Source organism: Nocardioides dongkuii, from assembly GCF_014127485.1.
GTDB classification, from domain to species: domain Bacteria; phylum Actinomycetota; class Actinomycetes; order Propionibacteriales; family Nocardioidaceae; genus Nocardioides; species Nocardioides dongkuii.
Window position 1 is genome coordinate 2,824,123 of sequence record NZ_CP059903.1, and the last position, 14,364, is coordinate 2,838,486.

Genomic DNA, 14,364 nt, shown 5'->3' on the forward strand with positions numbered 1-14,364 from the left:
GAGTTCGACGGACGAGTTGGTCGGCGCGGCGCGGCGTTGGATGACGGGGACTACGCGGATGACAGTCGTCCGGTTCCGGACTCGATGATGCCGAGCGCACCGGATGGGCACCGCCCCACGACGCGCCGCAAGGCCTGGGCGGAGTCCTCTGTGTCGGCCCGGGTGGGATCGATCCAGGGGCGCTTGGACACGTCGAAGACCTCCGGCATGCCCCGGACACACTCGGCGGCGTGCCAGCAGACGTCCGCGTCGAACGAGACGTCGATGATGGGCCCTGCATATGTCCTTCGGGTCATGTCAGTCCTTGGCCGTTGATGCAGGGATTCGGTACACGATCGGCACGTGCTCGCGATGGCGTCCTATCCGACCCTTGGGGTGCTTCCTTCGTTGGCTGAGTGACGTCCAAGCCCTGCTCAGTGCTCTGGACACCGAGACTGATCAGCCCAGCTGGATCGCGGGGGCGTCGAGGTCGTCGAGGTGGTCGACCAGAACGACTCGGCCGGGCGTCGGCGATGTCAGCCACCCGCTCATGGACGGCGGCAACGCCGCCGTAGGTGATTCGACGTTCGATGACGGGAGGAGCAGTCATCTGGCCTTTCCCTTCGTGTCTACAAGTGCGGAGGCTCGAGGCGGGCGGGTGATGCTCCTCCGCAGCCGTGAGGCGCCACGCTTCGTGCCGAGGCGGTGGGACATCCCGGCTGCCCCGGTTCGCTGCCGTGTCATCAGGCTCGCTCAGGTGGCGGCGCCCTCGCGTCGGTGACGATCACCTAGTCCGAACCAGCTGGGCCCCTGGGCCGACGCGCCGAGCGCGGCCGTCGAACACCTGCTCGCCGGAGCCCGGGCCGAGAGCAGTGGCGCAGGGCACCGCAGGGCACCGCAGGGCACCGCAGGGCACCGCAGGGCACCGCAGGGCACCGCAGGGCACCGCAGGGCATCGCAGGGCATCGCAGGGCATCGCAGGGCATCGCGCCTGGGCCCCGGAAACAAGGCTCAGAAATGCCGGAAGCCCCCCAGGCTGAGCCTGGAGGGCTTGGGGCCAAGACTGCGATCGCAGTCCTGATTTGTAGCGGGGGCAGGATTTGAACCTGCGACCTCTGGGTTATGAGCCCAGCGAGCTACCGAGCTGCTCCACCCCGCGCCGCTGAACAGAACATTACGGCACGGGTCGGGAACGGACCAAATCGGGTCGGGTCACTCCTCCGTCGCCGGCTCGTCCTCGCCCGCCGGGGCGGCCGAGGGGTCCACGCCGGAGAGCTCGATGGCCCGGTCGATGAACCCCTGGGCGAGGGTCACCTGGTCCTGGTACTCGCCGAGGTCGTCGTCCTCCAGGGCCTGCTCCGCGGCGGCGAAGGCCTCGTCGGCCTGCGCGAGCAGCGACCGGACGGTCTCCTCCCCCGCCGGCGGATCGGACGGCGGGTCCGCAGGCTCGTCCGTCGGCTCGTCCTCGGGGTCCTCGATGACCTCGGTCGCGGTGCCGTCGGGGTCGAGGGCGTCGCCGATCGCGTCGGTGAGCGTGGTCCCGATGCCGATGTTCTCGCCGATCGAGACCAGCACGAACCGCAGGATCGGGTAGCCGGCCGTGGAGCCCTGCCGGACGGCGTACACCGGCTCGACGTACATCAGCCCGTCGGTCACGGGGACCGTGAGCAGGTTGCCGAAGAGCGGTGGCGACTGTCCCGACTGGAACGGGAGCAGCGCGTCGCGCACCTCGTCGTCGTTGCTGAACTCGTTGGCAATCAGGCCGGGACCGCGGGTGTTCTGGTCCTGGAGCTCGAGGACCGAGATCTTGCCGTAGTCCTCCGAGGTCGCATCGGAGTTGACCGACACGAACGACGCGAGGTTGTTCTTGCCGTACGGCACGAAGACCGACGTCAGGGACCAGACGTCCTCGGCGGTCTCACCCTCGGCGGACGGCTGGTCGATGAAGAGCCGGTGCGGCGCCTGGAGGTCGCCCCTGCTGGCCGGGTTCGGGTCCTCGGGGACCTCCCAGCGGTCGTTGCCCTGGTACCAGTCGCCGGCGTCGGTGACGTGGTAGCGGGCGTACTGGTAGCGCTGCACCTTGAACAGGTCCTCGGGGTAGCGCAGGTGCTCGAGCAGCGAGTCCGGGATCGCCTCGCGCTCCTGCACGACGTCGGGGAACGCGCCCTTCCAGGCCTGGAGGATCGGGTCCTCCTCGTCCCACTCGTAGATGTCGACGGTGCCGTCGTAGGCGTCCACGGTCACCTTGACCGCGTTGCGCATGTAGTTGATCTCGTCGGTCGGCAGGGTCTGCAGCCCCGTCGTCTGCTGGAGCGCGTCGTTCGTCATCGTCTCGTAGGACTCGCGCTCCGCCCCGGGGTAGCGGTCGGTGGTGGTGTAGCCGTCGAGGACCCAGAGCACCTTGCCGTCCACGATGGCCGGGTAGGCGTCCTCGTCGATCGTCAGCCACGGGGCGACCTTCTCAACGCGCTCGCGCGGCGTGCGGTCGTAGATCACCTCGCTGCCACTGTGCACACGACCCGAGAGCAGGAAGTTCGGCTCGCCGAACTTGATGGCGTACATCAGCTGGCGGAAGGTCGAGCCGATCGGCACGCCTCCGGCACCGTCGTACGTCGTGGTCTGCTCCTCGTCCTCGGTGGCGCCGGCGAGACCGAGCTCGACGCTGGAGTCGTCCTCGTCGGCCTTGCCCACCACGGAGTACTCGGGGCTCTGCTCGCCGAAGTAGATCCGGCTCTCGTAGCCGTCGACCGCCCGGGTGAGGTCGTCCTGCGCCGAGCCGTCGGGGTTGGTCTGGTTGCCCTCGGCCCACTGGATGTCGGTGGCGGGGGTGCCGTTGTCGCCGCCGCGCTGGTTGGCGTAGGCGGCGATGATGCCGTTGCCGTGGGTGTAGACGGTGTGCAGGTTCGACCAGTTCTTGTCGCTGTCGTTGAGGCCGGCCTGGTCGAGCTCGCGCGCGCCGAGCACCAGGGCGCGCTCCTCGCCGTCGAGCTCGTAGCGGTCCACGTCGAGCACGTCCGCGACGGAGTAGTAGACGCGGCCCTGCTGGTTCTGCTCGAAGGTCTGCTGGACCAGCTCCGGGTCCACGAGGGGCACGGTGGCGGTCTGGCCCTCCAGCGCGGCGCTGGCGTCCGCGCCGACGGTGGTGTCGCTCGAGTAGTCCATCGGCTCGACCTCCTCGAGGTCGTACGCCGCCCGCGTCGCGGCGATGTTGCGCGCGATGTAGTCGGCCTCCTTGTCGGCCTCCGACGGCTTGACCTGGAACTGCTGGACCACGGCGGGCCAGATCATGCCGAGCAGGATCGCCGACAGGGCCAGCAGCGCGACGCCGACCGACGGGAGCATCCAGGTGCGGCGCCACACGTTGAGGAAGAACAGCACCGCGCAGATCACCGCGATGCCCATCAGGATGTTCTTGGCCGGGAGCACGGCGTTCGCGTCGGCGTACGTGACGCCGGTGATCAGGTTGCCGGACTGGTAGGCGAGGTCGAAGCGGTCCAGCCAGTAGTCGGCCGCCTTCGCCAGCACGAACAGGCCGAGCAGCACCGAGAGCTGCGCCTGCGCGGCGCCGGTGAGCCGGTCGCCGGGCGACTGCAAGCGGATCCCGCCGTACAGGTAGTGCACGACGGCGGCGGCGATCAGCGCGACGACGAGCACCGCCATCGCGTAGTCGACCAGGAAGTGCAGCCAGGGCAGGTCGAAGACGAAGAACCCGATGTCGCGCCCGAACTGGGCGTCCTCGCGGTCGAAGTCGGTGCCGTTGCGCCACAGCAGGTAGGTGCGCCACTGGCCGACGGCGGACGTGCCGGCGAAGACACCGAGGACCAGAGCGGTGCCGATGACCAGGGCGGTGCGGATCGGCGTGACCGCCTCGCGGTAGCGGTCCAGCCCGGTCTGCTCGGGCGAGTTCGGGTGGAACAGCGGCCGGGTGCGGAACGCGACGACCATGGTGACGGCGACGACGGCCGCCATCACCACCGCGAAGACGAGGAACAGCCCGATCCGCGTCCACAGCAGCGTGGAGAAGACCCCGCCGTACCCGGTGTCGACGAACCAGAGCCGGTCGGTGTAGATCGACGCGAACGTCGTCAGGCCGAAGAACGCCAGGACGAGGACCACCGCCGTGATGACGAGCGCACGGGAGCGCCCGTTCCGGGTCGGGGGCGCGGGGTCGCGCGGGTCCTGGTCGAAGAGCTCGCTCACTCGGTCACCTCGGGTCCTTCTACATCGTCGGTCAGCGTGGCCTGGAGCAGGGCCAGGAGGCCGGGCACCAGGTCGGCACCGCCCACGACCGACTGGGCGTCGTCGTGGGCACGCAGTCGCAGAGCACAGTACGTCGAGCCGGCGCGGGTCGCTCCGGCCACGATCCGCACCTCCTGGCGGTCGGGGTGCTCGCGCGCGAACTCCTCGGCGCGGGCGGGGTCCTCGGGGATCGCGTCGTCGGCGTCGGGCGGCAGCACCAGCCGCTCGACCACCGCGGCGCAGCCGGAGACCCCCGCCGGCCAGAGGATCTGCTCCAGCACCTGCTCGAGGGGCTGGTCGGGACGCAGCTGGTCCTGCTCGACCGCGGTCAGCGAGCCCTGCTCGGAGGAGGCGTCCAGGCCCATCGCGGCGGCGAGGCCCGGCTCGTGCTCGACGAGGGCCGCGGTCTCGACCAGGGCGTAGAGCCGGGCCGGCTGGTCCCAGCCGCCCTCGGCGATGTGGGTCTCGATCTCGAGGACGGCCGCGGCCAGGGCCGGGTCGACGTCGAGGTCGCTCAGGTCGTCGGGGCTGGTCATGATGCCGCCTCACAGCTCGGGAGCTCGGTGTTCGGGTCCTCGGCCCAGGCCTCGACGGCCAGCCGAGCGTCGTGCATGGTCTCGGCCCGCACCAGGCGCATGTCGCCCGCCTCGGCGCCGAGGGCCTCGGCGCAGTTGTCGGGCGGCACCAGGAACAGCCCGGCGCCGTCGGCACGGGCGCCGGCGATCTTCTGCTGGACCCCGCCGATCGGGCCCACCCGACCCTCGGCGTCGATGGTGCCGGTCCCGGCGATGGTCTCGCCGCCGGTGAGCGAGCCCGGGGTCAGGGTGTCGTAGATGGCCAGCGCGAACATCAGCCCGGCGCTCGGACCGCCGATCGCGGGGTCGATGTCGACCGAGACCTGGAACGGGAAGCGGTAGAAGGTGCCGACGGTGATGCCGATCGTCGGGGTGCCGTCCTTGAGCTTGGGCGTGACCTCGATGGTCGTGCGCCGGCCGTCGCGCAGCACGACGAGCTCGACCGGGTCGTCCGCGCCGGCCGCACGCACCGCGGCCGCGACGTCCTCGACCTTCTCGATCGGCTTGCCGTCGATCTCGAGGAACAGGTCGCGCACCTTGAGCGCGCCGTCGGCCGGCGTGCCGTCCTCGACGAAGGCGACGCCGACGGCGGGCTCGACCTCCTCGCCCATCTCGGTGAGCGCCACGGCGATCGCCTCGTCCTGCGAGGTCACCATGTCGACCGCGCCCTCGCGGCGGCTGTCCTCGACGGTCTCGCCGTCGGGGTGCACGACCTCGTAGGGGTAGACCGCCTCGTCGTCGTCCAGCCAGGCGCCGAGCAGCTCGGGGAGCCGCTTGTCGGCCTCGGGCAGGGAGACGAAGACGGTCGTCATCCGCACCTCGCCGTCGTCGCGGTAGGCCTCGTGCCCGGAGACCTCGATGATCTCCTCGCCCTTCTCGCTCTCGCCGAGCACGTCGACGGTCAGCCCCGGGGCGTACGTCGCGTAGGGCAGCGGGAGGGTGAAGGCCAGCACCACGAGCAGCAGCAGCAACGGCAGCGCCACCAGGGCGGCCAGGGTGCGCTGCTTCATGCCGCACAGCCTCTCATCACGGCACAACCGCCCGACGGGTGGCCGATCCGACAGCCCGCGTCAGGACGCGCGGCGGGAGGGGCGTACGGCGACCCCGGTGCTGCGGTCGCGCTCGGGGGTGCGGGCGGCGTACCGCACCGGCCGGTCCTTCTGGAGCGCGCGCTCGAGCCGGCGCGCGGCGAGGTCGCGGTCGATCTCGCGCGGCGCCTCGCGGCCCGCCCACGCGACCCAGCACATCGCCACGGCGGTCACGACCGCGGGCGGCACCAGCCAGAGCAGGATCTCCACGCTCCGAGGGTAGGGCGACGCGGGGCCGGGGCCGGTCAGGGCGCGCCGACCCACTCCTCCGTGCCGTCGCCGAAGCGCTGGTGCTTCCAGATCGGCACCTCGTCCTTGAGCGTGTCGATGAGCGCGCGCGAGGCGCGGAAGGCCTCGTCCCGGTGCGACGCCGTGGTCGCCACGACGACCGCGAGGTCGCCGATGGCGAGCGTCCCCGTGCGGTGGACGGCGGCGACGCCGTGCACGTCGTGGTCCGCGGCGACCCGGTCGCACACCTGGCGCAGCCGGTCGAGCGCGGAGGGGTGGGCGGAGTAGTCCAGGCCGGTGACGCCCTTGCCGCCGTCGTGGTCGCGGACCCTGCCGACGAACAGGGTCAGGCCCCCGGCGGCGGCGTCGTCGAGCGCGGCGACCACCTCCGCGACGTCGAGCGGGGACTCGCGGAGCTCGGCGAGGCGGACGGCGGGGTGGCTCACGCAGCGACCCTAGTCCGGGCGGGGCGGGGCGCGCTGCCGGTTGCCGCCCCGGCGTACCGTGGGGCCATGAGCAACGACCCGTCGGACCGCCCCGACGACGGCCAGAACCCCTTCAAGGGAACACCCTTCGAGCAGCTCTTCGGCGCAGCGATGGGCGGTGGCGCCGCCGGCGGACCGGCCGGCTTCCCCGACCTGAACCAGCTCTTCGGGCAGCTCCAGGCGATGATGCAGCCCTACGACGGCCCGGTGAACTGGACGCTCGCGACCGACCTCGCCCGCCGGCAGGTCGCCGCTGAGCCCGACCCCACGCCGTCCCAGCGGCAACGCGACGCGATCGCCGACGCGCTGCGGCTCGCCGACCACTGGCTCGACCCGGTCACCCCGTTCCCCTCGGGCGTCCAGTCGACCGCGGCCTGGAGCCGCGCCGAGTGGGTCGAGGGCACGCTCGAGGTCTGGAAGGTCCTCGCCGAGCCCGTCGCCCAGCAGTCGGTCGAGGCGATCGGCGGCGCGCTGCCGCCGGAGGCTCGCGCGCAGGCCGGGCCGCTCATCGGCATCCTCGGCAAGGCGGTCGGCGCCATCGTCGCGACCCAGCTCGGCTCCGGCCTGGGTGGTCTCGCGGCCGAGGTGCTGAGCGTCTCCGACATCGGGCTGCCGCTCGGCCCCCAGGGACGCGCCGCCCTGATCCCGACCAACATCACGGCGTTCGCCGCCGGCCTCGACGTCGGCGAGGACGACGTGCTGCTCTACCTCGCCCTGCGTGAGGCCGCCCACCAGCGTCTCTACGCCCACGTGCCGTGGCTGCGCGAGCACGTCATCGGCGCGGTGTGCGACTACGCCCGCGGCATCCAGGTCAACGCCGAGGGCATGCAGGCGCGCATGGAGGAGCAGATGCGCGGCATCGACCCGACCGACCCCGCGGCCATGCAGTCGCTGCTCGAGGGCGGGATGTTCGAGATGCCCAAGACCCCCGCCCAGGAGGCCGCCCTGCAGCGGCTCGAGATCGCCCTGGCCCTGGTCGAGGGCTGGGTCGACGAGGTGGTCCACCAGGCCACGTCGGAGCGGATGCCGACCGCGGGCAAGCTCCAGGAGGCGTTCCGCCGCCGCCGGGCCGCGGGCGGCCCCGCCGAGCAGACGTTCTCCACCCTCGTCGGGCTCGAGCTGCGGCCGCGCCGGCTGCGGGACGCCTCGACGCTGTGGGGGTCGCTGCGCACCCGCCAGGGCGTCGAGGCCCGCGACGGCGTGTGGATGCACCCCGACCTGCTGCCGACGGCGGCCGACCTCGACGACCCGCTGGGCTTCCGCGAGGACGCCTCGAAGCCCGAGGCGCTCACCGAGGACGACTTCGACGCCGAGCTCAAGAAGCTGCTCGACGGCGAGTGACCGGCTCGCTGCACGCCGACGCGCTCGCCCTGCTCCGGTCCTGGGTCCCGCCGTCCCCGGAGCAGGCGGCGCTGCGGGACCGGTACGTCGACCACCTGCGCGGCCGTCCCGACGGGATGGCGCGCTCCTGCGCCCCGGAGCACGTCACCGCCAGCGTGCTGGTCCTCGACGAGGCCCGGACCCAGCTGCTGCTGACGCACCACGCGAAGTCCGGCCGGTGGTTCCAGCTCGGCGGCCACACCGAGCCCGCCGACGCGACCCTGGCCGGTGCCGCGCTGCGGGAGGCGGTGGAGGAGTCCGGGATCGGAGAGGCGGACCTCGACCTCGACCCGGCGCCGGTGCTCCTGGACGCCCACCACGTGCCGTTCTGCGGCGACGGCGGCGTCTGGCACCTCGACGTGATGTTCCGCGCGGTCGCGCGGGTCGGCGCAGCCCACTCCGTGAGCGAGGAGTCGCTCGACGTGCGCTGGTGGCCCCTCGACGGCCTGCCCAACCCTGAGCTGGTGCCGTTCGCGGCGTTGGCGCTCGCCCGGGATCAGTCGACCGGGTCGCTCTCGATGGTCGACCCCGGCGGCGGGGCGAGCTCGGCTGCCGCCGACCAGCCCAGCAGGTAGCCCTTGGCCCGCTCGGCCTGCGGGTAGCGGTCCACCCAGCCCCAGAACGGGGCGCCGTGGGCGGGCTCGATGAAGTGGGCGAGCTCGTGGACGAGCACGTAGTCGACGACCCACGGCGGCATCCCCTGCAACCGGTCCGACAGCCGGATGGCGCGCTCCCCGGGGGTGCAGGACCCCCACCGGGCACGCTGGTTGTCGACCCACCGCACCGACTCGGGGGTCGCGAGGCCGCCGAGGTAGCGGTCGCTGAGCGCGAGGGCGCGGCCGAGGAGCTCGTCGTCGGTCGGCCGACGGCGCTGCTCGGAGCGCTCCAGCCGGGCCAACATGGTGGCCACCCAGTCGGCCTCCTCCTCCGTGCTCAGCGAGGCAGGCACGAGGACGACGACCTTCTCGCCGTCGCGGTACGCCGAGACGGTGCTGCGCCGGCGCGCAGACCGGCGGACCTCCACCTCCGGCGGCTCCATGACCGGAGGCTAGCCGTTGGCCCACTCCAGCAGGCGGTCTTTCGGCCAGGTATTGACGATGCGGTCCGGCTCGATCCCGGCGGCCTCGGCCCGCTCCGCGCCGTACACGAGGAAGTCGAGCTGCCCCGGTGCGTGCGCGTCGGAGTCGATCGAGAACAGGCAGCCGCTGTCGCGCGCCAGCTCCAGGAGCGCCGTCGGCGGGTCGCGGCGCTCAGGGCGGGAGTTGATCTCGACCGCGACGCCGTGCTCCGCGCACGCCTCGAAGACCACGCGCGCGTCGAACTGCGAGGGCGGCCGGGTGCCGCGGCCGCCGGTGACCAGCCGGCCGGTGCAGTGCCCGAGCACGTTCATCCGCGGGTTCTTGATCGCGGCGACCATCCGCCGGGTCATCGCCGGCGCGTCCATCTTCAGCTTGGAGTGCACGCTCGCGACGCGGACGTCGAGCCGGGCAAGCATCTCGTCGGTCTGGTCGAGGCCGCCGTCGTCGAGGATGTCGACCTCGATCCCCTTGAGCAGCGTGAAGCCCGCGGACAGGTGCTGGTTGATGGCGTCGACGACGCCGAGCTGGCGCGCGAGCCGCTCCGCGCTCAGCCCGTGCGCGACCGTGAGGCGCGGCGAGTGGTCGGTGAGCACCTGGTACTCGTGGCCGAGCTCCATCGCCGTGAACGCCATCTCCTCGATCGGCGAACCGCCGTCGGACCAGTCGGAGTGCGAGTGCAGGTCGCCGCGCAGCAGGGCGCGCAGCTCGTGCCCGCCGGACGTGAGGTCGCCGCCGTGCTCGCGCTCGGCGCGGGCGAGGCGGTCGGGCAGCACGCCGCGCACCGCGTCGGTGATGACCTTGGCCGAGCTCGCACCGACCCCGGGGAGGTCGGTCAGCGTGCCGGCGTCGACCCCGCGGCGTACCTCGTCGTCGGTGAGCGGCAGCAGGGCCGCGGCGGCGCCGCGGAAGGCCTTCACCTTGTAGGTGTCCTCGCGCCCCCGCTCGAGGAGGAACGCGATCCGGCGTAGCGCCGCGACCGGGCCCCCGTCGTACGACTCGCTCACGCTCCCACTTTCTTTTCCTCCACAGGCCGCACGCGGCCGTTCTCGCTGGTCAGGGCAGGGTACGCCGCTCGCGGCGGTCGCCTCTCCACAGGACTGTCCCCCTCCGCCCGCGTGTCGTCCACGGGTTCTGCCACTTCTCCACAGGTTCGTCCACAGGTTCCTCCACAGGCAAGACGCCCGCACCGTTGACCGCCCCCACCGCCCGTCCCTAGCGTGGCGCAGCAGAAGGCCCCCGGGTCGCTGGCACGACACTCGCAAGGGGAAGGCGAGTGTCGCCACGGCGGCCCGGGGGCCTCTGCCATTCCCGGCGGTGGTGGAGCGCCGGTGGTTGAGCAGCGAGGAGCGCCAGCCCCCCGGTGGTTGAGCAGCGAAGGCGCTCTGGCGCCTGAGCGTTGTCGAAACCCGGCGACCCGACAGACAACCCCGACCCCCGCGAGTCGGCGCTTGTGTTCGCGGCCTGGGACATAAGCGCCGACTCGGCGCGTGCCCACCGGGTTTCGACCACCGGCGGTCGGTGGTGTTTGGGTGCACCTGCCATGGTCGATGACGGCGCCCAGCAGCGCGCCCTCGACAGATCACGCATCGTCGAGTCGCCCCGGCGCACCCCCACCGACCCCTCACTTCGCCGGGGAGGAGCTCCCACACAGGGGCTGCAGAACGAGGTCGAGCCGCACCGGTCCCTCTGTTCCACCTGGCCGCACAGACCGCGGCGCAGGAGTCTGAGAAACGATTGAGGTTCTACGCATGCCAGTGCGACATACCTTCCACACCGGCCGGGCGCAGAAGTCCCGTCCACGCGCCTTCCGGCGTGCCGCCGCAGGCCTGTTGGCGATCGCCTCCGTGGTGGCGCTCGGCACCGGTACCGCCGCCGCCGCCCCGAGCTCCGCACCGGGCGCACCGGTTGCCTCGAGCGCCGACACGGCTCCCCCGTCGGGCACCCAGGTCCGGCTCCGGATCGGCCCGAACCGTGCGTGGTCGGTCACGACCGAGGCCAGGCGGCCCGCCGCCGTCCTGCGTGAGTCGGGCGTGACGATGACCCCACACGACGAGATACGCCTGGTTCGCCGCGGACGCGCCGTGGAGTCGAAGGCCAAGCGCGTGGTCCGTACGGGCGACGCCATCAAGGTCGTCCGCATCGGCGCCCGCGTCAAGGTCACCCGCAACACGGTCAAGCAGCGCACGGTCACCCGTACCACCGGGAAGCTCGCCCCCGGCAGGCGCAAGGTCGTCTCCCGCGGCCACCACGGGATCGCGCAGAAGCGCGTCGTCCGCTGGATCCGCAACGGCCGCCACGTCGACACCGACGTCACCCGTCGGATCGTCAGGGCCCCCGCCCCGCGACGGGTCCTGGTGGGCGCCCGCGTCCGGTCCGTGCCCGGCACGAACCACCTCAACTGGGGTGCCCTGGCCAACTGCGAGGCCTCGGGGAACCCGCACGCGGTGAACCCGGCCGGCTACTACGGCCTGTACCAGTTCAACGTCGGGACCTGGCGCAGCGTCGGTGGCAAGGGGATGCCGCACCAGGCATCCGCGGCCGAGCAGACCTACCGCGCCAAGGTGCTCTACTCCCAACGCGGACGGTCCCCCTGGCCGCACTGCGGCCGCCTGCTGTAGGCGAAACGCTGTAGGAGAAGCACCTGACACTCGCTCAGCGCGGTACCCCGCCCGGACACAAGCGCCGACTCGGGGTACCGCGTGGGTCGGTCAGCGGCCGGTGAACACCGGGGGCCGCTTCTCCCGGGCCGCCCGGATGCCCTCCTGCAGGTCCTCGGTGGCGAGGGTGATCGGCTGCGCCATCGCCTCCCACTGCAGGCCGCTCTCCAGGTCGCGGTGGCCGCCGTCGGCGAGCGCGAGCTTGGTGAGCCGGCTCGCGATCGGCGCGGTCGCGGCGATGCCGGCGGCCGTGTCGAGGACCTCGTCGAGGAACGTCCCCGGCTCGTGCACCCGGGAGACCAAGCCCAGGCGCAGCGCCTCGTCGGCGTCGACGATCCGGCCGGTGAGCAGCAGGTCGCGCGCGTGCGCCTCGCCGACGACTCCCGGGAGGAGGTGGGTGCCGGCCATGCCCGGGTGCATGCCGAGCTTGACGAAGGGCGCCCCCAGCTTCGCCCCGCGCGCGGCGTACCGCAGGTCGCAGGCGAGGGCGAGGCACAGCCCGGCGCCGATCGCGGCGCCGTTGACGGCGGCGATGGTCGGCACCTCGAGACGGCGGATGGAGAGCCAGGCCCGGTAGAAGGCCATCATCCGGGTCCGCAGGTGGTCGACGCTCGCGTCCGGCTCGCTGGCGATCCATCCGGTGTCGCCGCCGGAGCAGAACGCCGTGCCGGCGCCGGTCACCACCACCACGCGGACCGACCGGTCCGCAGCGAGCTCGTCGACCGCGGCGACCCAGGACGCCGTCATCTCGTCGGACATCGCGTTGCGCCGGTCGGGGTGGTCGAGGGTCAGCAGCGCGACCCCGTCGGAGGGCCGGTCGAGGCGGAGGTGCGAGAGCTCGGTCATGGACCGGACCCTAGACGAGCGCTGCGCGCGCCTCTCCCGCAGCGCGACGCGGGTGGCATAGGGTCGAGGCGGCCCGGTGGGATCCCACAGGGCTTCCGGCGGGCTTCCCCACCCCTCCCGCCGCGACGACCGAGTGCGACAGACCAAGGAGGCCGTCATGGCGGAGACCTGGAGCGGCGAGTTCTACTGCGTGAAGTGCAAGGAGAAGCGCGAGGCGGAGGGCGAGGTGAAGGTGAACGACAAGGGCACCCGCATGGCCAAGGCCGTGTGCCCCGTCTGCAGCACCAACCTCAACCGGATCCTCGGCAAGGCCTGACCTGCCGCAGCCCCACGAGACTTGACGGCGGCGCTCCCCTCGGGGGGCGCCGCCGTCGCTGTTCCCGGCCGCTGTCACCTGTGGAGGACGGCGGTCACCGGACTCCGCCGCGTGCGAGCCTGACCGCATGCTCCCCGACCGGCCCGCGCTCCCCGCCGGAGTGCCGGTGGTGCGCCGCGACGACCACCACCTCCAGGTCGGGATCGACCCGCCCCGCTGCGCGGTGCTCCCCGACGAGCCCGACGTACGCCGGGTGGTGGAGGACCTCCGCGCGGGTCGCCGCCCGGCGCCCGCGACCACGACCGGGCACCGTGCCCTGGAGCGCCTGGTCGCCGCCGGGCTGGTCGACGACCTCGACGAGGTGGAGCGGCGGGCCGCCGCGCGCGCCGAGGTCCGGGTCGGCCTCGACGTGCCGGGCGACCTGGTGCGCGCGTGCACCGAGCGGCTCGGGACCGCGGGGCTCGCCGTCGCCGACCGCGACCACCCCGCGTCGGTGCTGCTCGTGGTGCGCGACGGACCGGTCCCCCGACGGCTCCTCGACCGGTGCGCGCGCGAGGGACTGCCGCACCTGCTGGTCGGCGCCGAGCCGGGGGCGATGACCCTCGGCCCGTTCGTCGAGCCCGGCCGCACGGCGTGCGCGCGCTGCGTGGACGCGCACCTCGCCCTGGTCGACCCGCGTCGGCCGCTGCTGCTGGAGCAGGCCCGCGTGCTGGTCCCCCGCGACCCGGCACTGCACCCGTTGGCGTTGGCCTGGGCGGTGGCCGACCTGGTGGCCTGGGCGGAGGGACGGGCGCCCTCGACGCGGTCGGCGACGCTCCGGCTCGACGCCGACCTGCGCGCCCGTCGTACGCCGTGGTCGCGCCACCCGGCGTGCGGGTGCGCGTGGGACGAGGTCAGCGCCTAGGGGTCGCCCGCGAGGACGCTCAGCCGAACCATCTCCTGAGCCCCTTCTTCCGAGGCTCGGGGGCCGGCTCGGGAGCGGCGCCGGCACCATCGGCGTCGACGACGACGAACCTCGCCTCCTCGAGCTGCTCGTCGAAGCGCAGGCCGCCGACGCGCTCGAGCAGGTGGAAGAGGTTGTCCTCGTCGAGGCTGTCGAGGGCGGCCTCCTCCGGGTGCGGCTCACCCTCGTCGAGCACCTGCTCGTCCGCCGACCACACCCACTCACGTTGCTGGTCGGGTCCGGCCATCCGCCACACGTAGGTGTCGCTCACCGACGAGAACATCCCGGCGCGGACCGGGCCGAGCGCGGCGAGCCGGTCGGTCGACTCGATGAGCTCGGGTCCCCCGCTGGCCAGCACCAGCGTGTCGCCCTGCGACCAGGCCGCGATGCCCTCGTGCGCGCTCATCGTCGCCTCCTCCCAGTCGAGCGTCTCGTCGGTGACCCGCCAACCGAGGCGGGCGAGGTCGGCGAGCGTGGCTCCGTTGACGAGGGTGATCGTGCTGTTCCATCCCATGGAGCCGTGCTACCCACTCCCCCGCGGGGCTACGC

General features: G+C 72.8%; 15 protein-coding genes and 1 tRNA gene. 5 read left to right on the forward strand and 11 right to left on the reverse strand.

The genetic code is table 11. The features are described from left to right. Positions 1-50 precede the first annotated feature (50 nt). The 7 genes from H4O22_RS13620 to H4O22_RS13650 all read right to left on the reverse strand — a co-directional run bounded on the left by H4O22_RS13620 (position 51) and on the right by H4O22_RS13650 (position 6,555). The gene (locus tag H4O22_RS13620; protein WP_182523922.1) at positions 51-296 is read right to left on the reverse strand and encodes a (4Fe-4S)-binding protein; all 246 of its coding nucleotides are present in this window, start codon (positions 294-296) and stop codon (positions 51-53) included. Positions 297-1,064: 768 nt separating this feature from the next. Continuing rightward, a tRNA-Met gene (locus H4O22_RS13625) sits at positions 1,065-1,138 on the reverse strand. 53 nt (positions 1,139-1,191) lie between these two features. Then, a complete protein-coding gene (locus H4O22_RS13630; RefSeq protein ID WP_182523923.1) occupies positions 1,192-4,179 on the reverse strand; it encodes a UPF0182 family membrane protein in 2,988 nt (995 codons plus the stop codon). After that, positions 4,176-4,754, reverse strand: a complete 579-nt coding sequence (locus H4O22_RS13635) for a PPA1309 family protein (protein WP_182523924.1) — start codon at positions 4,752-4,754, stop codon at positions 4,176-4,178. The genes H4O22_RS13630 and H4O22_RS13635 overlap by 4 nt, the downstream gene beginning before the upstream one ends. Next, a complete protein-coding gene (locus H4O22_RS13640; RefSeq protein ID WP_182523925.1) occupies positions 4,751-5,803 on the reverse strand; it encodes a YlbL family protein in 1,053 nt (350 codons plus the stop codon). Before H4O22_RS13640 ends, H4O22_RS13635 begins: the two co-directional genes overlap by 4 nt. Positions 5,804-5,863: 60 nt before the next feature. Further along, on the reverse strand, positions 5,864-6,091 hold the full coding sequence (locus tag H4O22_RS13645; RefSeq protein ID WP_182523926.1) for a hypothetical protein: 228 nt from the start codon (positions 6,089-6,091) through the stop codon (positions 5,864-5,866). 35 nt (positions 6,092-6,126) lie between these two features. Next, complete coding sequence (locus H4O22_RS13650; RefSeq protein WP_182523927.1) at positions 6,127-6,555, reverse strand: molybdenum cofactor biosynthesis protein MoaE; 429 nt, start codon at positions 6,553-6,555, stop codon at positions 6,127-6,129. A gap of 66 nt (positions 6,556-6,621) precedes the next feature. Between H4O22_RS13650 and H4O22_RS13655 the strand changes: the two genes are divergently transcribed. Next, positions 6,622-7,935, forward strand: a complete 1,314-nt coding sequence (locus H4O22_RS13655; protein ID WP_182523928.1) for a zinc-dependent metalloprotease — start codon at positions 6,622-6,624, stop codon at positions 7,933-7,935. Beyond that, positions 7,932-8,549: an NUDIX hydrolase gene (locus H4O22_RS13660; RefSeq protein WP_182523929.1), complete on the forward strand. Its 618-nt coding sequence runs from the start codon at positions 7,932-7,934 to the stop codon at positions 8,547-8,549. The genes H4O22_RS13655 and H4O22_RS13660 overlap by 4 nt, the downstream gene beginning before the upstream one ends. Here the strand turns inward: H4O22_RS13660 and H4O22_RS13665 are convergent. Both H4O22_RS13665 and H4O22_RS13670 read right to left on the reverse strand, forming a co-directional pair. After that, on the reverse strand, positions 8,471-9,013 hold the full coding sequence (locus tag H4O22_RS13665; RefSeq protein WP_182523930.1) for a YgjP-like metallopeptidase domain-containing protein: 543 nt from the start codon (positions 9,011-9,013) through the stop codon (positions 8,471-8,473). The genes H4O22_RS13660 and H4O22_RS13665 overlap by 79 nt on opposite strands. A gap of 9 nt (positions 9,014-9,022) precedes the next feature. Further along, complete coding sequence (locus H4O22_RS13670; RefSeq protein ID WP_182523931.1) at positions 9,023-10,057, reverse strand: PHP domain-containing protein; 1,035 nt, start codon at positions 10,055-10,057, stop codon at positions 9,023-9,025. Between the two features lie 744 nt (positions 10,058-10,801). Between H4O22_RS13670 and H4O22_RS20630 the strand changes: the two genes are divergently transcribed. Then, on the forward strand, positions 10,802-11,671 hold the full coding sequence (locus H4O22_RS20630; protein WP_182523932.1) for a resuscitation-promoting factor: 870 nt from the start codon (positions 10,802-10,804) through the stop codon (positions 11,669-11,671). A 90-nt stretch (positions 11,672-11,761) separates the two neighbouring features. On the opposite strand, the gene H4O22_RS13680 is transcribed toward H4O22_RS20630, so the two are convergent. Then, on the reverse strand, positions 11,762-12,556 hold the full coding sequence (locus H4O22_RS13680; RefSeq protein ID WP_182523933.1) for an enoyl-CoA hydratase/isomerase family protein: 795 nt from the start codon (positions 12,554-12,556) through the stop codon (positions 11,762-11,764). A gap of 157 nt (positions 12,557-12,713) precedes the next feature. On the opposite strand from H4O22_RS13680, the gene H4O22_RS13685 reads away from it, so the two are divergent. Both H4O22_RS13685 and H4O22_RS13690 read left to right on the forward strand, forming a co-directional pair. Continuing rightward, entirely contained in the window at positions 12,714-12,872 is a 159-nt protein-coding gene (locus H4O22_RS13685; RefSeq protein WP_091115022.1) for a DUF5679 domain-containing protein, read from the forward strand. Positions 12,873-12,999: 127 nt separating this feature from the next. Beyond that, positions 13,000-13,776, forward strand: a complete 777-nt coding sequence (locus tag H4O22_RS13690; RefSeq protein ID WP_182523934.1) for a TOMM precursor leader peptide-binding protein — start codon at positions 13,000-13,002, stop codon at positions 13,774-13,776. Between the two features lie 19 nt (positions 13,777-13,795). Here H4O22_RS13690 and H4O22_RS13695 read toward each other — a convergent pair whose 3' ends face one another. Next, on the reverse strand, positions 13,796-14,329 hold the full coding sequence (locus tag H4O22_RS13695) for a hypothetical protein (RefSeq protein WP_182523935.1): 534 nt from the start codon (positions 14,327-14,329) through the stop codon (positions 13,796-13,798). Positions 14,330-14,364 lie beyond the last annotated feature (35 nt).